Origin of the sequence: Bradyrhizobium barranii subsp. apii, assembly GCF_011516635.5 — a bacterium.
Taxonomy (GTDB): Bacteria; Pseudomonadota; Alphaproteobacteria; order Rhizobiales; family Xanthobacteraceae; genus Bradyrhizobium; species Bradyrhizobium barranii.
In genome coordinates, this window is the sequence record NZ_CP096255.1 from 9,757,735 (window position 1) to 9,776,018 (window position 18,284).

General features: G+C 65.2%; 17 protein-coding genes. 8 read left to right on the plus strand and 9 right to left on the minus strand.

What is annotated here, in order from left to right; translation table 11 throughout:
- Positions 1-41: 41 nt before the first annotated feature.
- Both HAP41_RS46420 and HAP41_RS46425 read right to left on the minus strand, forming a co-directional pair.
- Positions 42-794 (minus strand): carbonic anhydrase, encoded by a 753-nt coding sequence (locus HAP41_RS46420; RefSeq protein WP_166068482.1) that lies wholly within the window; start codon positions 792-794, stop codon positions 42-44.
- A 126-nt stretch (positions 795-920) separates the two neighbouring features.
- Positions 921-1,574 (minus strand): S24 family peptidase, encoded by a 654-nt coding sequence (locus HAP41_RS46425; protein WP_071909156.1) that lies wholly within the window; start codon positions 1,572-1,574, stop codon positions 921-923.
- A gap of 293 nt (positions 1,575-1,867) precedes the next feature.
- Between HAP41_RS46425 and HAP41_RS46430 the strand changes: the two genes are divergently transcribed.
- The gene (locus HAP41_RS46430) at positions 1,868-2,212 is read left to right on the plus strand and encodes a DUF952 domain-containing protein (RefSeq protein ID WP_166068471.1); all 345 of its coding nucleotides are present in this window, start codon (positions 1,868-1,870) and stop codon (positions 2,210-2,212) included.
- The gene (locus tag HAP41_RS46435; protein ID WP_166068392.1) at positions 2,209-3,306 is read left to right on the plus strand and encodes a quinone-dependent dihydroorotate dehydrogenase; all 1,098 of its coding nucleotides are present in this window, start codon (positions 2,209-2,211) and stop codon (positions 3,304-3,306) included. Before HAP41_RS46430 ends, HAP41_RS46435 begins: the two co-directional genes overlap by 4 nt.
- A gap of 92 nt (positions 3,307-3,398) precedes the next feature.
- Here HAP41_RS46435 and HAP41_RS46440 read toward each other — a convergent pair whose 3' ends face one another.
- The 5 genes from HAP41_RS46440 to HAP41_RS46460 all read right to left on the minus strand — a co-directional run bounded on the left by HAP41_RS46440 (position 3,399) and on the right by HAP41_RS46460 (position 8,852).
- Complete coding sequence (locus tag HAP41_RS46440) at positions 3,399-4,724, minus strand: MATE family efflux transporter (RefSeq protein WP_166068359.1); 1,326 nt, start codon at positions 4,722-4,724, stop codon at positions 3,399-3,401.
- 1 nt (position 4,725) lies between these two features.
- Entirely contained in the window at positions 4,726-5,460 is a 735-nt protein-coding gene (locus HAP41_RS46445; RefSeq protein WP_166068338.1) for an MBL fold metallo-hydrolase, read from the minus strand.
- Between the two features lie 21 nt (positions 5,461-5,481).
- Positions 5,482-5,787, minus strand: a complete 306-nt coding sequence (locus tag HAP41_RS46450; RefSeq protein WP_014491345.1) for a DUF6460 domain-containing protein — start codon at positions 5,785-5,787, stop codon at positions 5,482-5,484.
- 72 nt (positions 5,788-5,859) lie between these two features.
- Positions 5,860-7,818: an ATP-dependent DNA ligase gene (locus HAP41_RS46455; protein ID WP_176400480.1), complete on the minus strand. Its 1,959-nt coding sequence runs from the start codon at positions 7,816-7,818 to the stop codon at positions 5,860-5,862.
- Positions 7,815-8,852 (minus strand): ligase-associated DNA damage response exonuclease, encoded by a 1,038-nt coding sequence (locus HAP41_RS46460; RefSeq protein ID WP_166105355.1) that lies wholly within the window; start codon positions 8,850-8,852, stop codon positions 7,815-7,817. The genes HAP41_RS46455 and HAP41_RS46460 overlap by 4 nt, the downstream gene beginning before the upstream one ends.
- Before the next feature lie 132 nt (positions 8,853-8,984).
- On the opposite strand from HAP41_RS46460, the gene HAP41_RS46465 reads away from it, so the two are divergent.
- The 5 genes from HAP41_RS46465 to HAP41_RS46485 all read left to right on the plus strand — a co-directional run bounded on the left by HAP41_RS46465 (position 8,985) and on the right by HAP41_RS46485 (position 15,633).
- A complete protein-coding gene (locus HAP41_RS46465) occupies positions 8,985-9,911 on the plus strand; it encodes a class I SAM-dependent DNA methyltransferase (RefSeq protein WP_166068317.1) in 927 nt (308 codons plus the stop codon).
- Positions 9,912-10,027: 116 nt separating this feature from the next.
- Positions 10,028-11,257 carry an ABC transporter substrate-binding protein gene (locus tag HAP41_RS46470; protein WP_166068308.1) on the plus strand — a complete coding sequence of 410 codons (1,230 nt, stop codon included), beginning with the start codon at positions 10,028-10,030 and terminating at the stop codon, positions 11,255-11,257.
- 231 nt (positions 11,258-11,488) lie between these two features.
- Positions 11,489-14,065 carry a ligase-associated DNA damage response DEXH box helicase gene (locus tag HAP41_RS46475; protein ID WP_166068254.1) on the plus strand — a complete coding sequence of 859 codons (2,577 nt, stop codon included), beginning with the start codon at positions 11,489-11,491 and terminating at the stop codon, positions 14,063-14,065.
- Positions 14,066-14,181: 116 nt separating this feature from the next.
- The gene (gene pdeM, locus HAP41_RS46480) at positions 14,182-14,880 is read left to right on the plus strand and encodes a ligase-associated DNA damage response endonuclease PdeM (RefSeq protein WP_224580557.1); all 699 of its coding nucleotides are present in this window, start codon (positions 14,182-14,184) and stop codon (positions 14,878-14,880) included.
- Between the two features lie 321 nt (positions 14,881-15,201).
- Entirely contained in the window at positions 15,202-15,633 is a 432-nt protein-coding gene (locus HAP41_RS46485) for a hypothetical protein (RefSeq protein WP_014491352.1), read from the plus strand.
- A gap of 111 nt (positions 15,634-15,744) precedes the next feature.
- Here HAP41_RS46485 and HAP41_RS46490 read toward each other — a convergent pair whose 3' ends face one another.
- Together HAP41_RS46490 and pyrE are read right to left on the minus strand one after the other, a co-directional pair.
- On the minus strand, positions 15,745-16,527 hold the full coding sequence (locus HAP41_RS46490; protein ID WP_166105353.1) for a DUF2865 domain-containing protein: 783 nt from the start codon (positions 16,525-16,527) through the stop codon (positions 15,745-15,747).
- Between the two features lie 232 nt (positions 16,528-16,759).
- Positions 16,760-17,323: an orotate phosphoribosyltransferase gene (gene pyrE, locus HAP41_RS46495; RefSeq protein ID WP_014491354.1), complete on the minus strand. Its 564-nt coding sequence runs from the start codon at positions 17,321-17,323 to the stop codon at positions 16,760-16,762.
- A gap of 172 nt (positions 17,324-17,495) precedes the next feature.
- Between pyrE and HAP41_RS46500 the strand changes: the two genes are divergently transcribed.
- On the plus strand, positions 17,496-18,122 hold the full coding sequence (locus HAP41_RS46500; RefSeq protein WP_166068174.1) for a glutathione S-transferase family protein: 627 nt from the start codon (positions 17,496-17,498) through the stop codon (positions 18,120-18,122).
- The last annotated feature ends 162 nt before the right edge of the window (positions 18,123-18,284 follow it).

Consider the following 18,284-nt stretch of genomic DNA (forward strand, 5'->3'; position numbering starts at 1 on the left):
ATGTCGCTACGCTCATCCGGGCTACAGATTTGAAGAGCGCCTCAGATCGAGCGCAGCACGAAGCGCCGGTTGTCCTTCTGCACCGGGCGCGCGTTCATCGGATAGAGCTTTGCGAACGCAGCGACGTCGGTGGCTGACACCTGGATCGGGTCGGTCAGCAGCAGCCATTCGACCACCTCCGAGCAGGGCGGAGTCGTCAGCGAGCCGGAGTAGCGGAAGTAGCTCAGCCTGTGCGGCAGCATGGCGTGGGGATCGATGGCCGCGTCGGCTTTCACCGCGGGCCCTTCCGCCGCCGGCATGGTCTTGACGATCTTGCCGAAGGCCGTGTTCTGCTTGCCTTCCGCCATCAGCACGCCGACCACGGCGAGCCCGCCGGCATCGTTGCGATGCACGAAGTGCGCTTCCATCGGAAAGTTCTTGCCGCCGATCGTGTGTTCGCTCGGCCGGTGGAAGTGCACCTGGAGCAGCTTGTATTTGACGTCGCCGAGCGTGAGCGTGCTGCCTTCGGCGAAGTTGAGCTGGATCGTGTGCCCGTTGTTGACGATGGTGTCGGCGCTCTTGCCCCAGTTCAGCTTCAGAACAGGCAATTGCGACTTGATCGTCCCCTCGATGTCGATCGGCGATTGTTGCAGGCCGACCGCGCAGGCCTTGTTGGCTGCGTCGAGATCGCCCCATTTGGCCGGGCCGCCGGCGCCCTCGTAGCTCCAATGCGTGCCTTCGGCGGCAAAGGCCGGCTTGCACAGCGGACAAAGCGCGAGACCCGCCAGGGCCTTCAATGCGTGACGGCGATTCATCATATCCCCCTGCGATGAATTTGATCGGAAAAATCGGCCGCAACCTATGCGAGAGGGACGGTGAGCCGCAAGGTCGCCGGGGCCGAGAAGCGGCGCGGCCGGCGTCATGGTCCGGTCACGACGCAATCACTGGCTCGCCCACACGATTCGCGCGATCCAGCCGACGTCGCTCGGCGCCATCGTGTGCTCCGCCTGCGATGCATCGAGCGGCTGCAATTCCAGTGCCTTTGCCGTGCGGCGCTTCAGCGTCGCGACCGTCACCTCGCCCGCCTTGGTCTTCACCACCACGCGATCGCCTCTGCGGATCGGCGCGCGGGGCGAGATCAGGATGACGTCGCCGTCGCGATAGGCCGGGGCAAGCGCATCGCCGGAAATCTCCAGCGCAAAGGCGCGACTGTCCTCGGCAGTGGGAAGCGCAAGTTCGGTCCAGCCCTTGCCGGATGGAAAGCCGGATTCGTCGAAAGCTCCGCTCGCGCCGGCTAGCGCGAGGCCGAGCAGCGGCACCGAGCGGCCGTCGCTGGCGTCGTCACCGGTCAACCCGGCAAAGGTGTCCATCGAGGAGCCGGCCGCCGCCAGCGCTTTCGCGATCGATTCGGTGGATGGCCAGCGCTCGCGCCCATCGGGGGTGACGCGCTTGGACTTGTTGAAGGTGGTGGGATCGAGCCCGGCCCGCTTGGCGAGGCCGGACGGCGACAGGCCGGCACGCTCCGCCAGCCGATCCAGCGCTCCCCAGATCTGGTCGTGAGTCAGTATCCTCTGCGCTTTGGCCTGTCTGACCATGGAAGGTCCAGCCCGTCGTAACTCAGGAAAACTGTCCTCAAATCAACCGGTTTTCCGTTTTTCGCGCAAGGGGTGGCGGGAGAAGCATTTTCAAGCGAAGCGGATACCGGTTCGCGTCAAGAAAACGCGTCAAAACAAGAATTTAAAGCCCCGTTCCGATTTCATCGGAACGGAAATGGCTCTAAGCCTTGAGTTCGGAGGGGGCGGCCATTACGGTCGCGCCCGGGTTTTGAGGACCCGCACGAGACGAAAAAACCCAAAAGACTCAAAGAGCAAACAGGGCTGCGTGAGCGGTGGTCAAGATCTACAAAATCTGTCCGGCCTCGGCCTGGCGCGAGGCGGAACGGCAGGGTGTCTACCGGGGCAGCGCGGACGATTCGCGCGACGGTTTCATCCATTTCTCGACCGCGCCCCAGGTTCCCGAGACCTTGCGCAAGCACTATTTCGGGCAGCGCGCGCTGTTCCTGGTCGAGGTCGACGGCGACGCGCTCGGCAGCGCATTGCGCTGGGAGCGCTCGCGCAATGAGGAGCTGTTTCCGCACCTCTATGGCGAGCTCGATTTCGGCGCGGTGCTGTCGGTGATGAACCTCAACATGCGTTCCGATGGCGGCCACGACGTTCCGGAGCTTATCCCGTGATCCGCGCCTTCGACGCCTTTTCGCTGCCGGTGCTGCGCTGGCTCGATCCGGAGGATGCGCATCGCCTCGCGATCCAGGGCCTGCGCTTCCTGCCGCCGGTCAAGCCGCGGCCTGACGATCCCAAGCTTGCGGTGCGTGCCTTCGGGCTCAACTTCCCCAATCCGATCGGCATGGCCGCGGGCTTCGACAAGAGCGCCGAGGTGCCGGATGCGCTGCTGCGGCTCGGCTTCGGCTTCGTCGAGATCGGTTCGGTGACGCCGAAGCCGCAAAGCGGCAATCCACGGCCGCGGCTGTTTCGCTTGGAGCGCGACGAGGCCGTGATCAACCGCATGGGCTTCAACAACGACGGCGCTGAAGTCGCGCTGCGCAGGCTCGCGGCGCGTGCGCAGCACGGCGGCATCATCGGGGTCAATGTCGGCGCCAACAAGGATTCGCCGGATCGCGTTGGCGATTACGTCAAGCTGATCGAGACCTTTGCACCGGTCGCGAGCTATTTCACCGTGAACGTCTCCTCGCCGAACACGCCGGGCCTGCGCAATTTGCAGGAAGGCGCGCTGCTGGACGATCTCCTCGCCAGGGTGATCGACGCGCGCGAGCGGGTGCGCCAGAAGGCCGGCGACACGCCGGTGCTGCTCAAGATCGCGCCTGATTTGAGCCTCGCCCAGCTCGACGACGTCGTGCAGGTGGCGCGCTCGCGCCGGGTCGACGGCATGATCGTGGCGAACACGACGATCGCGCGGCCGAGCACGCTGCGCGAGGAAATGCGCGCCAAGGAGCAGGGTGGCCTCTCCGGCCGGCCGCTGTTCCGCCTGTCGACGCGCATGGTCGCGGAGACCTATGTGCGTGTCGAGGGCGCGTTCCCCTTGATCGGCGTCGGCGGCGTCGATTCCGGCGGCGCCGCGCTGACGAAGATCCGCGCCGGCGCGAGCTTGATCCAGCTCTATTCGTCGCTGGTCTACAAGGGCTTGGGCCTCGTCGACGAGATCAAGCGCGACCTGACATCGACGCTGCTGCGGACGGGGCGGGATTCGCTGTCCGAAATCGTCGGCGCCGACGCGGCGACACTGACGGCGGAAGACTGGCCTGGGCTATAGGCCCGCGCTGCGTAGCCCGGATGGAGCGAAGCGCAATCCGGGAATCTGTCCGCGGGCACGAAGGCCCCGGATTACGCTGCGCTCCATCCGGGCTACGGCTTCGGGAACGTCGCCCTGTACAGCGCCGGATAGCGCGCGCCCTGCAATCCGCCGCGGGCGACGTAGAAGGCGATCAGCGCGCTCCACAGCCCGGCATTGCCGAACGATTGCAGCGCCCACCAGGCGCCGATAAAGATCGTGAACGATAACAGCATTAGATTGCGCATCTCGCGCGCCCAGGTCGCGCCGACATAGATGCCGTCGAAGCCGAAGGCGAACACGCCGGGGATCGGCGCAAGCACGATGAACGGCAGGAATTCGCGCGCGGCGCGGCGGACGTCCTCGCTCGCTGTCATGACATTGATCAGGTTCGGCCCGACCAGCGCGAACAGCACCGCGACGACCAGCGCGAAGCCGAGGCCCCACAGCAGCACCAGCCGGGTCGAGTCCGCAAAGCCCCTGGAATCGCGCGCGCCAAACGTGCGGCCGCAGAGCTGCTGGGCTGCGTTCGCAAGACCGTCGAGGAAGAAGGCGCTGACCAGCAGGAAATTGTTCAGCACGGAATTCGCCGCCAGCGTGACATCACCGGCGCGCGCGCCCTTGGCGGTGAAGAACAGGAACACGGCGATCAGCGCCGCGGTGCGGATCATGATGTCGGAGTTCACCGCCAGCAGCCGCATCAGTTTTGCCTGGTCGAGCAGCGTGGCAAGGGGCACCGCAAAGCCGCCATCCGCATAGCGCCGGCAGACGATCACGCCGAGCACGAAGCCAATCGTCTCCGAGATCAGTGCGGCGATCGCCGCGCCCGCGATGCCGGTGTCGTAGACCAGCACCAGCAAGATCGTCGCGGCCATGTTGATGAGGTTGATGACGACCTGCAGCAGCAGCGCCGGATTGGCGCGCGCCTGCCCAACCAGCCAGCCGAGAATGACGTAGTTGGCGAAGGCGAACGGCGACGACCAGATCCGGATCATGAAATAGGTCTTTGCCGCGCGCGTAACGCCTTCGCTGCCGCCCATCAGGTCGAACAGCCCGGCGGCCAGCGGCAATTGCAGCACGATCAGCGCGGCGCCGATCAGGCCCGCGACGATGAAGCCGCGCACCAGGATCACGGTCTGCTCGCGCGTTTCGCCCGCGCCCATCGCCTGCGCCGTGAAGGCGAGCGTGCTCATGCGCAGGAAGCCGAACAGCCAGAACAGGCAGTCGAAGATGACGGAGGCCATCGCGACACCGCCAAGCAGCGCGGCATCGTCGAGCCGCCCGATCGCGGTGGTCGAGACTACGCCGATCAGCGGCGTGGTGAGGTTCGCGACCATCGCGGGACCGGCGATGGTGAAGACCTGGCGGGAACCGATCCTGGGATGAACGGGCGCGTGCATGTCAGAACACGACCACCATGCCGTCTTCGGCGGCGAGATGCGGTACGTCGTCCAGGCGCGACAGCACGTCGTCGCTCATATGGGTGAGGACCAGGCGTTTCGCGCCGATTGCTGGCAGATGCTGTTCCAAGGTCTTCAGGCTGAGATGGTTCTTGACCACCTTCTCGTACATATAGGCTTCAGCAATGAAAAGGTCCGCGCCATGCGCCAGCGGAATGAGCGCCTCCGTCCATTCGGTGTCGGCGCTGTAGGCGAGCGTGCGGCCTTCAACCTCGACGCGGTAGGCCAAGAACGGCCCGCCGGATTCGCCGTGCACCACCGGGTAGGGCGTCACATTCACCCCGCCGAAGGTTTGGCTTCGCCCGGGCGCAAGTTCGATGAGGTTCAGCTCGAAGCGCTGCTTGGTCTTCGAGGAGTGCTCGAACAGCGCCTCCATCACTTGGCCGAGCCGCGTCTCGAGGCCTTGCGGGCCCGCGATCGTCAGCGGCCGGGTCCGCCGCGAGAATTGCGCATCGAGCAGGACAAACGGCAGCCCGGCAAAATGGTCGCCGTGGAAATGCGTGATGAGAATGAGGTCGATCTCGTTGCGGTCGATCTCGAGTCGCTTCAGCGCCGGCAGAGCCGACGCGCCGCAATCGATCAGGAAGTTGGCCGCGCGCCCCGAGACGTGGAAGCAGGTGTTGAGCCTGCCGCCCGAGCCGAAGGCGTCGCCGCAGCCGACAAAGCGCAATTGCATCGGCTGCGGGCTCCCAAATCCTTACCTGTTGCGCGGCGCGCCGAATACGCGCGACAGCAGCCAGATCGGAATCACGATGACGGCGCCGAGCAGGAAGTAGCGCCACAGCCAGTTCACCGCGTCGAAGCCGAGATCCCAGAGGCGCTGGAACAGCAAGCGGATGCTGTAGATGATATTCCAGGGATCGAAGCCGATCGCGGCGAGCACGACGCCGACCAGGATCGAGAGCAGGACCAGGCGAAACGCGACCGCCAGCGGCGAGCCGCCGAGAAAGCGGTTCAGCCCATCGCTGCGGCCGGCCGGCAAATCTCTGACGTCTTGGACCATCTCAAACTCCTCGCGGGGATTCGACCCCATTATAGGTCACGGCGGGGCACATGGGGAACCCGCATTCCCTCGTCAATGGCTGTCGGCGGAAGCCGCAACCTTAATTGTTGGTAGGGATTCGTCAGCCTTCAGCATCTTTTCCAGCGTTTCCAGCCGGTCAGCCTCGCGCGGCGGCTTGTCCCAGCGCAGCCGGCTGATGCGGGGAAAGCGCATCGCGACGCCGGATTTGTGCCGCGGGGAACGCTGCAGCCCCTCGAACGCCACCTCCAGCACCAGCCCCTTGTCGCGCTCGTGCACGACATGGCGCACGGGGCCGAATTTCTCGGTGGTGTTGCGGCGGACGAAACGGTCGATCTGCAAGAGCTCCTCGTCGGTGAAGCCGAAATAGGCTTTTCCGACCGGCACCAGCTCCTCGCCGGCTTCGCCTTCGGTCCAGACGCCGAAGGTGTAATCGGAGTAATAGGACGAGCGCTTGCCGTGGCCGCGCTGCGCATACATCAGCACGGCATCGATGATGTGCGGATCGCGCTTCCACTTCCACCACTGGCCTTTTGGCCGCCCCGGCAGGTAAGGCGCATCGCGCCGCTTCAGCATGACGCCTTCGACGGCATCGGCATCTTCGCCCGCGCCGGCACTCGCGGGATCGGCGCGCGCCGCGGTCAGCGCCTGCCAGCTTGCGAACGGCACGGTGGGCGACAGGTCGATGCGGGGATCGTCGAGCTTGCCGATGAACGTCTCCAGCCGTTCGCGCCGCTCCGCGAAGGGCAGCTCGCGCAGATCGTTCTCGTCGTCGCCGAGCAGATCATAGGCGCGCAAATGGATCGGAAACTCCTTGATCAGCTTTGGCGAGACGATTTTGCGGTTGAGCCGCTGTTGCAGGACGTTAAAGCTCTGTACGCGGCCTTCGCGCAGGATCAGCAGCTCGCCGTCGATCGCGCCTGCCAGCCGCAGCGACGGCACGAGATCCGGAAAGCTCCCCGTGATGTCCTCGCCGGTGCGCGAATAGAGCCGCGCCGTGATCTGTCCGCGCTCATCGCGGCCCGCCACCGCCTGCACACGGATGCCGTCCCATTTCCATTCGGCGATGTAGTCGGCGGGATCGAGCGCGGCGAAATCCGTGTCCTCGATCGCGTGCGCGAGCATCACCGGGCGGAACGGCGCGGGATCGCGATTGACCGGCTTTTCGCCGCGGCCTTCCAGCCAGGCGAACAGGTCGAGATAGGGAGGGCTGAGCCCCGGCCAGATCAGCTCGACCTCATGCGGGTCCTTGTCGCCGAGCGCCGCGGCCGCGGTCTTCGCCAGCCGCGCGGAGATGCCGATGCGCAGCGCGCCGGTGACGAGCTTCAGCAGCGCCCAGCGGCCGGTCTCGTCAAGCTCGTCGATCCAGCGTTCGAGCTGCTTTGGCAGCTCGGTCTTGCCGAGCGTGCGCAGCGTGGTGACGACTTCGGTGAGGGTGGGGGGCGGTGGGTTGTTGTGGTTGCTTGGATGTGTGGACTCATGAGCATCCCGCCCGCGGTACCCCTCTCCCTGCCCCTCCCCCGCATCCGCCTTCGCTCTTCGAGCTACGGCGGACAAGAGGGGGGAGGAAGTATGTTCCTGATGCGAAATTGACTCGCCCGCGTTTATCGGCGTCTTGCTTGTCGATTGCTCCGCGCTCTGTCCCTCCCCCCTCTTGTCCGCCGAAGCTTTAGCGAAGGCGGATGCGGGGGAGGGTTGGGGAGAGGGGTGGCCCGGAAAAGACTCTTCGTTGTTTGCGCTGCGCTTCAGCCACATCAGCGCCACGGTCTCCGAGAGATCGCCGACGTAGTCATACGACAATCCGAACAACACCTCATCCGTGCGCGACGCAATCAAATCCCGGATCAGCGCCGGCTTTGCGTGCTTGAAACTGAGCGCGCCGGTCAGCGCGGCCAGCGCGTAGCCGCGGTCGGGATCGCCGACCTCGCGGAAATAGCCGGTGATCAGCCGCAGCTTGTTGTTGCGGCCGGGCTCGTAGGCGAGGCGGTCCAGCAGTTCGGCGAAGCGGTTCATGCTTCGGCCTCATCTTGAAGCGGCGTCTCGCTCTCCTCCTCGTCGCCATAGCCGACGAGATCGAGCGGCCGCGCGCGAAGACCTTGCGACTTGCACCAATGCACCAGCGCGTCTTCCTGGCCGTGCGTCACCCAGATCTCGCCGGCGCCGGTCGCGGCGATGGTCTTGGTGAGGCCGTCCCAATCGGCGTGGTCGGAGATCACCAGCGGCAGCTCGATGCCGCGCTGTCGTGCGCGGGCGCGCACCCGCATCCAGCCCGAGGCAAAGGCGGTGACGGGGTCGGGAAAGCGCCGCGTCCAGAGGTCCGAGGTGGCCGACGGCGGCGCCAGCGTGATGGTGCCGGCGAGCGCCGCCTTCTTTACGCCCATCACCGGCTTGAGCTCGCCGAGATCGATCCCGCGGCTCTGATAGTACTCGGTGATCTTCTCCATCGCGCCATGCAGGTAGATCGGTGCCGCATAGCCGGCCTGCCGCAACAGCGCGATCACGCGCTGCGCCTTGCCGAGCGAATAGGCGCCGACCAGATGCGCCCGCTCGGGAAACAACGCAACGGAGGCCAGCAGCTTCCTCACCTCGCCGGCGGCATCGCCATGGCGAAACACCGGCAGGCCAAAGGTGGCTTCGGTGATGAAGACGTCACAGGGCACGAGCTCGAACGGCGTGCAGGTCGGGTCGGGCGCATCCTTGTAGTCGCCGGAGGCGACGATGCAGGTGTCCTTGCAGGTGACGGCGATCTGCGCCGAGCCCAGCACATGGCCGGCCGGGTGAAACCTCACGCGGACGTCGCCGAGCCGGATCTCCTCGCCATAGCGGATCGCTTGCGTTGAGCCGGCAAAGTTCTCGCCATAGCGCAGCCGCATCATGTCCAGCGTTTCCTGCGTCGCCAGCACCGCGCCATGGCCGGCGCGGGCATGGTCGGAATGGCCGTGGGTGATCACGGCCCGCTCGACCGGGCGGACAGGGTCGATGTGGAAGTTGCCCGGCTTGCAGCACAGGCCGTCAGCAGTTGGCAGCAGGATGTCTTGCGGACGCATGGTTCTCATATAAGCACCGGCGCCCGATATTCACCCGCCATGCGCGGGCTTGACCCGCGCATCCATCCTCTTAAACAGTTCCCTTTTTGATGGATTGCCGGGTCGAGCCCGGCAATCACGAGCCGAGTTCCTATGCCCCTGCGCCTGTTCCACTCCTCCGGCGATCTCATGGCCGACCGCCGTTTCGAGTTCGCGCGCGACCTCCAGCTCAAGGGCGATCTGCCCGCCGCCGCCGACCTCATCGAGCAGGCGCTCGAGCTCGCGCCTGACTTCACCTCGGCCTGGTTCACGCTCGGCGAGATCCGCCAGCAGCTCGGCGAGCGCGACAAGGCGATCGCGGCGTTCCGGAAAGCACGCGACTGCGACCCTGAGGACCAGCACGGCTCCGGCCTGCATCTGATGCGGCTCGGCGACGCGCAGATGGCGGAGATGCCCAAGGCCTATGTGCAGGCCCTCTTCGATCAATATGCGCCGCGCTTCGAGCACACGCTGATCAACGATCTCGACTATCGCGCACCGTCGCTGATCTTCAAGGCGGTGGTGGCCGCGCGCGTCGTCGCCAAGAAGCCGGCCTTGTTCAAGCGCGCCATCGATCTCGGTTGCGGCACCGGGCTCGCCGCGGCCGCCTTCGCCAAGCAGGTCGATCATTTCATCGGCATCGATCTGTCGACCGGCATGATCAAGGAGGCGCGCGCCACCGAGCTCTATGCCGAGCTCGAGGTCGCCGACATGATCGAAGGCCTGCGAACCAAGGGCGATACGAGCGCGAACCTCGTCGTCGCCGCAGATGCGTTCGTCTATCTCTCCGATCTCGCGCCGGTGCTCGTCGAAGCCAAGCGCGTGCTCGTATCCGGCGGCGTGGTCGCTTTCACGCTGGAGACGCATGACGGCAGCGGCATCGTGCTCGGCGAAGGCCTGCGCTATGCCCATTCGGCGGAATATGTGCGCGGGGCGATGGCGAAGGCCGGGCTCAAGCTGCTGACATTGGAGCGGGCATCGCCACGCATCGAGAACAACGAGCCGGTGCGCGGCCTCGTCGTCGTCGCCGAGAAAACTTGAGTTTAGGCGCTAAAAGCCCCGCGATTTAAGCGTCATTGCGTCGCAAAGCGGCGTCTTCCTACTTGCGAGCCGTGCTGCGTTGCCAGCACAATGCGCGCACTAGGGAGAAACAAATAATGACCAAGAATCCATCGCGGCGCGATTTCAGCGCCGGTGCGCTCGCAACCATGGCAGCATCCACATTGCCTGCGCCGTATGTCTGGGCCGCGGAGAAGAAATACGATGCGGGCGCCAGCGACACCGAAATCAAGATCGGCCAGACCGTGCCGCATTCCGGCCCCGGCTCGCTGTACGGCGTGTTGGGGCGCATCGGCGAAGCCTATTTCCAGATGCTGAACGAGAAGGGCGGCATCAACGGCCGCAAGGTCAAGTTCCTCACCATGGACGACGCCTACAGTGCGCCGAAATGCGTCGAGGCGACGCGGCGCCTGGTCGAGCAGGAAGAGGTGCTCGCGCTCTATGGTTCGCTCGGCACCGCGCCGCAGACCTCCGTGCACAAATACCTGAATTCGAAAGGCGTGCCGCAACTGCTGCTCAACACCGGCGCGTCCAAGTGGAACAATCCGAAAGAGTTCAAATGGACGATGGCGGGCCTGCCGCTCTATCCGACCGAAGCGCGCATCCTGGCGCGGCACGTCCTCAGCGTGAAGCCGAATGCCAAGGTCGGCATTCTCTACCAGAACGACGATTTCGGCCGTGACTTCCTCGGTCCGTTCAAGAAGGTGCTGGCGGATGCCGGGGGCACCGCGCAGGTGATCATGGAGCAGACCTACGATCTGACCGATCCGACCGTCGATTCCCAGCTCATCAATCTCTCGAAATCGGGCGCCGACGTCTTCTACAACATTTCCACCGGCAAGGCGTCGTCGCAGTCGATCCGCAAAGTGGCCGAGCTCGGCTGGAAGCCGCTGCAATTGTTGTCAGCCGGTTCGACCGGTCGTTCGATCCTCAACGCAGCAGGCCTCGAGAACGCCACCGGCATCGTCGCCATCCGCTACAACAAGGAGGTCGGCCTGCCCAAATGGGAGAAGGACCCCGACGTGATGGCGTTCGAGGAGCTGCGCAAGAAGTACACGCCGGCGATCGATCAAGACAACACCATCGCGTTTGCCGGCTACGGCCAGGCCGTCACCATGGGCGAGATCCTGCGCCGCTGCGGCGACGATCTCACCCGCGCCAACGTGCTGAAGCAGGCGTCCACGCTCGCAGGCTTCCACTCGCCCTATTTCCTCGACGGCGTCACCTACAGCTACACGCCCGAGGACTACACGCCGATGAAGACGCTCTTCATCTCCACCTTCAGCGGCAAGGACTGGGACATCTCCGACAAGCCGATGTCGGAGTAGGTCGCGCTTTCTTCCTTCTCCCCTTGTGGGAGAAGGTGGCGCGAAGCGCCGGATGAGGGGTCTTTCTCCACGTACGCGAAAGAGAATGACGCGCGGAGAGATACCCCTCACCCGTCTCGCCGCTGTCGCGGCGAGCCACCCTCTCCCGCAAGGGGAGAGGGAAGAGCGGCGCCCCGCTATTCACATCCCCACCCCTCGACGAACCCACCCCCACGGCTTACCTGTGATGCCGTGCCGCCCCGCATCCTCAAAATCCCGGCCGAGCCGGCCACGCTGCTGCCCGACCGCTTCCAGGCGTGGTTCGCGGCCCGCGGCTGGTCGCCGCGTGAGCATCAGCTCGCGCTGCTGGACAAGGCGCGTGAGGATCGTTCCGCACTGCTGGTCGCGCCCACCGGCGCGGGCAAGACGCTGGCGGGATTTCTGCCGACGCTGGTGGAGCTCTCGACGCAGCCGGTCGAGCGGGACGGAAGGACGAAGCAAAGCCTCGTCTCCACCGGCCGCGATGTTCGCCGCAGCGATGGCCTGCACACGCTCTACATCTCGCCGCTGAAAGCGCTCGCCGTCGATATCGCCCGCAATCTCGAGCGGCCGATTGCGGAGATGGGGCTGCCGATCAAGGTCGAGACCCGCACCGGCGACACGCCGGTGTCGCGGCGACAGCGCCAGCGGCGCTATCCGCCCGATATCCTGCTGACGACGCCTGAGCAGGTCGCGCTGTTGCTCTCCTCCGACGACGCGCCGTTCCTGTTCTCCTCCTTGAAGCGCATTGTGCTCGACGAGCTCCACGCGCTGGTGACGTCCAAGCGCGGCGATCTGCTTTCGCTGGGTCTGGCACGGCTCTGGCGGCTGGCGCCGCAGCTGCGCGCGATCGGCCTGTCGGCGACCGTGGCCGAGCCGGACCAGCTTGCGCGCTTCCTGGTGCCGCAGCCCGGCGGGAAGGAGGCGGCCGCCGACATTGTCGTCGCCGGCGGTGCCGCGCCGCCGCTGGTCGAGATGCTGGATACGCGCGAGCGCCTGCCCTGGGCAGGCCACAGCGCGCGCCACGCGCTTCCCGAAATCTACGAGCTGATCAAGGCGAACAAGACCACGCTCGTCTTCGTCAACACCCGCAGCCAGGCCGAGATGCTGTTCCAGAATCTCTGGAGCATGAACGACGACAACCTCGCGATCGCGCTGCATCACGGCTCGCTCGACGTCGCCCAGCGCCGCAAGGTCGAGGACGCGATGTCGGCGGGCAGATTGCGCGGCGTGGTCTGCACCTCCTCGCTCGACCTCGGCGTCGACTGGGGCGATGTCGATCTTGTCGTCAATATCGGTGCGCCAAAAGGCTCTTCGCGTCTGATGCAGCGGATCGGCCGCGCCAATCACCGCCTCGACGAAGCCTCGCGCGCGGTGCTGGTGCCGGCCAACCGGTTCGAGGTGCTGGAGTGCCGCGCCGCGATCGATGCGATCGCCGAGAATGCACAGGATACGCCACCCTTGCGCACCGGCGCACTCGACGTGCTGGCCCAGCACGTGCTCGGCCGCGCCTGCGGCGAGCCGTTTCTGAGCGATGATCTCTACGGCGAGGTGCTCACGGCGGCGCCCTACTCAAATCTCGCCCGGCAGGATTTCGACGACGTCGTCGATTTCGTCGCCTCCGGCGGCTACGCGCTGAAGACCTACGAGCGCTTCGCTCGCATCAAGCAGGACAAGCAGGGCCGCTGGCGTGTCGCCAATCCAAAGGTGCGGCAGAGCTATCGTCTCAATGTCGGCACCATCGTCGAGGAGCCGATGCTGAAGGTGCGGCTCGTTCGCGGCCGCTCCACCGGCAGCGGCTCGACCGGTGCCATTGCGCGCGGCGGCCGCGTGCTCGGCGAAATCGAGGAATATTTTATCGAGGGCCTGACCGCCGGCGACACCTTTGTATTCGGCGGCGAAGTCGTGCGCTATGAGGCGTTGGCCGAGGATCAGGTCTATGTCTCCCGCGCCAACGACAAGGACCCCAAGGTGCCGTCCTATATGGGCGGCAAATTTCCGCTCTCGACCTATCTTGCCGAGCGCGTGCGGCGCCTGCTCGACGACCGCCGTGCATGGAACGGTCTGCCTGAGCAGGTGCGCGACTGGCTGTCGTTGCAGAAAGACGTCTCACGTGTGCCCGGCGTGCGCGAGCTGCTGGTCGAGACCTTTCCACGCGGCAACAAGCATTATCTCATTTGCTATCCCTTCGAGGGCCGGCTCGCGCACCAGACGCTGGGCATGCTGCTGACGCGGCGGCTGGAGCGGATGCGCGCCCGGCCGCTCGGCTTCGTCGCCAATGAATATGCGGTGGCGATCTGGGGGCTTGGCGATGCCTCCTTCATGATCCGCAACGGCCAGCTCGATCTGGACGCGCTGTTCAACCCGGACATGCTCGGGGACGATCTCGAAGCCTGGCTCGCGGAATCCGCGCTGATGAAGCGCACCTTCCGCAATTGCGCGCTGATCTCCGGCCTGATCGAGCGGCGCTTCACCAGCGAGGACAAGAGCCGCCGCCAGGTGCTGTTCTCGACCGACCTCGTCTACGACGTCCTGCGCAAGCACCAGGCCGATCACGTGTTGCTGCGCGCCGCCCGTGCTGATGCCGCTACCGGCCTGCTCGACCTGCGCCGTCTCGGCGCCATGCTTGCCCGCATCCAGGGCCGTATCACGCATCGGGAACTCGATCACGTCTCTCCGCTCGCCGTCCCCGTTATGCTGGAAATCGGCCGCGAGTCAGTCTATGGCGAAGCTGGTGACGAGCTGTTGGCCGAAGCCGCCGACGAGCTGGTCAAAGAGGCGATGTCGTAGAGAATTTTACCAGTGGTGCGCGCAACTCCGTCCACATCGTCATGCCCGGGCTTGACCCGGGCATCCACGTCTTTGCTTCCGCGGCAAGAACGTGGATGGCCGGGACGAGCCCGGCCATGACGGAGCAAGTGGCACTATCGATCTCATCGACACGCACTTTGGATGTGGCTGGCATCGCGCTCCACGCCGATCTCTCCGGTGCGCTGTTCTGGGAAGAACAGCGCCTGCTCGTCGTCTCCGATCTGCATCTGGAAAAAGGGTCCAGCTTCGCCACGCGCGGTGTGCTGCTGCCGCCTTACGATACGTTGGCAACGCTGAGCCGTCTCGCTGCTGTCATCTCCCGCCATAATCCGCGCACGGTCATCGCTCTCGGCGACAGCTTTCACGACCGAACCGCGCATGAGCGGTTGTCGTCCGACGATCGCGATGCTGTTGCCGCACTCCAGACCGGCCGCGACTGGATCTGGATCTCGGGCAATCACGATCCGATGCTGCCGCGCGATCTCGGCGGGACCGTCGCCGACGAAGTCGCGATCGGCCCGATCACCTTCCGTCACGAGCCGACCGGTGCGCGCGGCGAGATCGCCGGCCATCTGCATCCGAAGGCGCGCGTCTCCGCACGCGGCCGCTCGATGGAACGCCGCTGCTTCGCCAGTGACGGAATGCGCGCCGTGATGCCCGCCTTCGGCGCCTATGCCGGCGGTCTCAGCATCCGCGATGCCGCGTTCGCAAAGATCTTTCCCAGCAATGGTTTTGTCGCCCATCTGCTCGGTGACCGCCGCGTCCACGCCATTGCGGCCTCGCGCTGTTATTGAGATCCCGGCCTCGTGCGAACCCGGATCCATCGGGCCCGTCAACGGAAAATAGGACAGGACTACGTCCAGTACTTATCCGGAATCGCCTAAGTCCATAGGTACCTCTAACTTGCCAAATTGCCGGGGCTGGATTTCATCCCGAACACGATTGCAACCGGCAAAGGGGTCGCTGCGAGGCGGCCCCTTTCGATTCCGCCAGTCGGACTTTGTCCCCTGTTCCGGAACGAATTAAGAACACTTTAGCAAGTCTTTGATATATCATTGTGATTCGGCGCGTTGCCGACACAATATCTAGCGTCCGTCAGACTTTGCGAGGACTACATGTCCACCATCGCCTTTGATCAATTTGCCCTCACCCGGATCGCCGATTTCGCGCGCTCGCTGTCGCGGCTGCATCAGGCCGCGCGGCGCTACGCGGTCGATGACGACCAGTTCGACCGCGAGTTCAACGCGGTGTGCCAGTCGATCTGGGGCTACACCATCGACGACGTCAGCGACGATCTGTTCTCGACCGAGGATCATCTGTTCCTCGACACGCTGGACGAAGCGCATGCGCGCATCTTCGCAGCCGAGCAGGGTTACGATCTCATCGGCGAGGCGGGCATGCTCACCGACTGGTGGGGCTTCTGCTGGATGATCCTGGCCGAGAAGCGCGGCCTGCTGACTCAGGAAAACCGTGCCGCCGCGCGCGCGGCGATCGAGGAGAAATATCTGGCGGCCCCGAACGTGATCGGCGTGATCATCGGGAGATGACGCAGCACTCTCCGTCACTGCGAGCGTAGCGAAGCAATCCATAATCTGTTCGCGGTGACAGACCGGATTGCTTCGCTGCGCTCGCAATGACGACTTTGATTCAGTTGGGGCTTAGTCCAGCCCCGCCCGCTTCGCCGGCTTCTGTGCAGGGGTCTTCGGCACCGTCACGTCAGGCAGCGCCTCGCGCACGATCTCGACTGAGGCCGGCGCATCTGCCGCGACCGTCTCTGCGCGCACCGGGGCCACCTTCATCTCGCCGAGCCGCGCGCGGACCTGCGCGGTGAGTCCGGGGTAGGAGGCAACCGGCGTGAAGTCCGCAGCCTGGTCATTGCCGACGCGGATGCCGGTATAGGCGACGAGGCCGTCGCTGGTCGCGATCACGTCGCCGGCTTTCAGCGAGGAATCCAGCGCGAGATCGACCGGGGCGAGGCCGACCGGCTCGCGGCCGTTGCAGGTGCAGTCGGCACGCAGCGCCTTGCGATAGGCGAACGCGTTTTCGCTGTCGGCGTAGCGCTCGCCGGTCTGCGAAGCGGCGCCGTCGATCGAAGAGCCGAAATAGACCTTTGTCGTGGTGGCAGGACAGAACGCCTGACACATCTGGGCGGGCGAGGCGAGGCCGCGCATCAGCGGAAAATATTTGCCGTCGCAGGTGCGCACGCAGAAGGCCGGGCCCGAGCCGCCGGCGGCCGCCGCGCGTGTCGGTGGCACATATTGCGGGTTTGCGGGATTCTGCTGGCTGGCGAAGGGATCGGCAAAGGAGTTCGACTGCTGCGGCACCTCACGCTGCGGCCGGGGCCGCTGCATTCCGCCGAAGAAGAAGTCGAACAGGCCTTCGGCCGAAACCGGGGTTGGAGCCGCAAGCAGCGGGGCCGCCAGGCTGGCGGCCATAAGCATCGCGCGACGCGCATGGGACAAGGCTGTACGCAATGCTCACTCCGACGCTACTGAACCGGCCGGAACCTTCCGAGGTCTCGGCACATGATTCACCATAGTGCTGGATGGTAAATGAGCAGTTGAGCGGAGGCGATTTCAAGTCGAGGCCGTGACCTCTTCAAGGCCAGGCACAGCTTCCGGCGGATGGTTGCTTCCGGGCAACGCCCGGGCATGGACGGACTGTCTCGCGGCCTTAAGCCTTCAGGAACTCCGACGCCTTGTACAGCGAGCGGAACGGCAGGCCGGCCGCGCCAAACGTATCGGTGGCGCCTTCCTCGCGGTCGACCATGGTCAGCACCAGCACCACTTCGGCGCCGGTCTCGCGCACCGATTCCACCGCCTTCATCGCCGAGCCGCCGGTGGTGGTGACGTCCTCGACGATCACGACGCGCTTGCCTTCGAGCGTCTCGCCCTTGGGCAGACCTTCGATCGCGAGCTTCGCGCCGTGCTCCTTCGGCTTCTTGCGCACGAAGAACGCCGCGATTGGATGGCCCTTGATCCAGGAGATCTGCGCCAGCGCGCCGGCCAGCGGCACCGCGCCCATCTCGAGCCCGCCGATGAAGTCGAGCTGGTCGTCCTTCAGCGCCTCATAGGTCAGCTCGGCGAGCAGCGTCGCGCCCTCGGGGTCGAGCATGGTCGGCTTGAGGTTGAAGTAGAAATCGCTCTTGCGGCCCGACGCGAGCGTGACGTCACCGCGGCCGAAGGAGCGCCGGCGGATGATTTCGAACAGGCGGGCGCGGGAGGCAGATTTCGACACGGCGGTCCCTCGGGGCTTTTTGGAGGTGGCGGAATTTATCCGCGACGGCCGCGACATTCCAGAGGGGACCGGTCGAGTCAACAGGGATCGGCCATCCCGGTCCGCCAGTTGTGGCGGGTGCAACCTTCTGGAGTAGTTGGATGCCAGATATCTCGGGGAAGGAAATGCCTGAATGACCATCGAGCTGCACACCTGGAACACGCCGAACGGCCGCAAGATCTCGGTCGCATTGGAAGAAATGGGGCTGCCTTACAAGGTGGTCCCGGTGAACATCACCAAGGGCGAGCAGATGGCGCCGGGCTTCCTGAAGCTCAGCCCCAACAACAAGATCCCCGCGATCGTCGACCCCGAGGGCCCGGACGGCAAGCCCGTCAGCATCTTCGAGTCCGGTGCGATCCTGCTCTATCTCGGCGAAAAGACCGGTAAATTCCTGCCGAAATCGCTTGCCGGGCGCATCCCCGTCTATGAATGGCTGATGTGGCAGATGGGCGGCTTCGGCCCGATGCCCGGCCAGGTGCACCATTTCATCGCGCTCGAGAACGAGCAGGATCGCGCCTATGGCCTGAAGCGCTATATGGCGGAGACGCGCCGGCTCTACGGCGTGCTGGACCGCCGGTTGGAAGCCTACGACTTCGTCGCCGGCGACCTCTCGGTTGCCGATTTTGCCATCCTGGGCTGGGCCTGGCGCCACCCTCGCCACAAGGTTGAGCTGGCCGATTTTCCCAACGTCAAGCGCTGGTATGAGGCGCTGATGGCCCGTCCCGCGGTGAAGCGGGGCATGGACGCGAAGCTGGATTGATTGGGCGGTGTCATCGCCCGACTTGCCGCCTTCGCTAAGGCTTCGGTGGCCGAGTGAGTTCTTGGCCCGGCGGAGCCTTGGCGGAGACGGGATCGGGCGATCCAGTATTCCAGAGGCGGCGGTGATTGAGCCGAGAGGCCGCGGCGTACTGGATGCCCCGGT

Bases quoted from the DNA above. Each gene is read 5' to 3' on its own strand.
- HAP41_RS46420 (WP_166068482.1), bottom strand. From the start codon at position 794: ATGAATCGCCGTCACGCATTGAAGGCCCTGGCGGGTCTCGCGCTTTGT.
- HAP41_RS46425 (WP_071909156.1), bottom strand. From the start codon at position 1,574: ATGGTCAGACAGGCCAAAGCGCAGAGGATACTGACTCACGACCAGATC.
- HAP41_RS46440 (WP_166068359.1), bottom strand. From the start codon at position 4,724: ATGCACGCGCCCGTTCATCCCAGGATCGGTTCCCGCCAGGTCTTCACC.
- HAP41_RS46445 (WP_166068338.1), bottom strand. From the start codon at position 5,460: ATGCAATTGCGCTTTGTCGGCTGCGGCGACGCCTTCGGCTCGGGCGGC.
- HAP41_RS46450 (WP_014491345.1), bottom strand. From the start codon at position 5,787: ATGGTCCAAGACGTCAGAGATTTGCCGGCCGGCCGCAGCGATGGGCTG.
- HAP41_RS46455 (WP_176400480.1), bottom strand. From the start codon at position 7,818: ATGAACCGCTTCGCCGAACTGCTGGACCGCCTCGCCTACGAGCCCGGC.
- HAP41_RS46460 (WP_166105355.1), bottom strand. From the start codon at position 8,852: ATGCGTCCGCAAGACATCCTGCTGCCAACTGCTGACGGCCTGTGCTGC.
- HAP41_RS46465 (WP_166068317.1), top strand. From the start codon at position 8,985: ATGCCCCTGCGCCTGTTCCACTCCTCCGGCGATCTCATGGCCGACCGC.
- HAP41_RS46470 (WP_166068308.1), top strand. From the start codon at position 10,028: ATGACCAAGAATCCATCGCGGCGCGATTTCAGCGCCGGTGCGCTCGCA.
- pdeM (WP_224580557.1), top strand. From the start codon at position 14,182: ATGACGGAGCAAGTGGCACTATCGATCTCATCGACACGCACTTTGGAT.
- HAP41_RS46485 (WP_014491352.1), top strand. From the start codon at position 15,202: ATGTCCACCATCGCCTTTGATCAATTTGCCCTCACCCGGATCGCCGAT.
- HAP41_RS46490 (WP_166105353.1), bottom strand. From the start codon at position 16,527: ATGCTTATGGCCGCCAGCCTGGCGGCCCCGCTGCTTGCGGCTCCAACC.
- HAP41_RS46500 (WP_166068174.1), top strand. From the start codon at position 17,496: ATGACCATCGAGCTGCACACCTGGAACACGCCGAACGGCCGCAAGATC.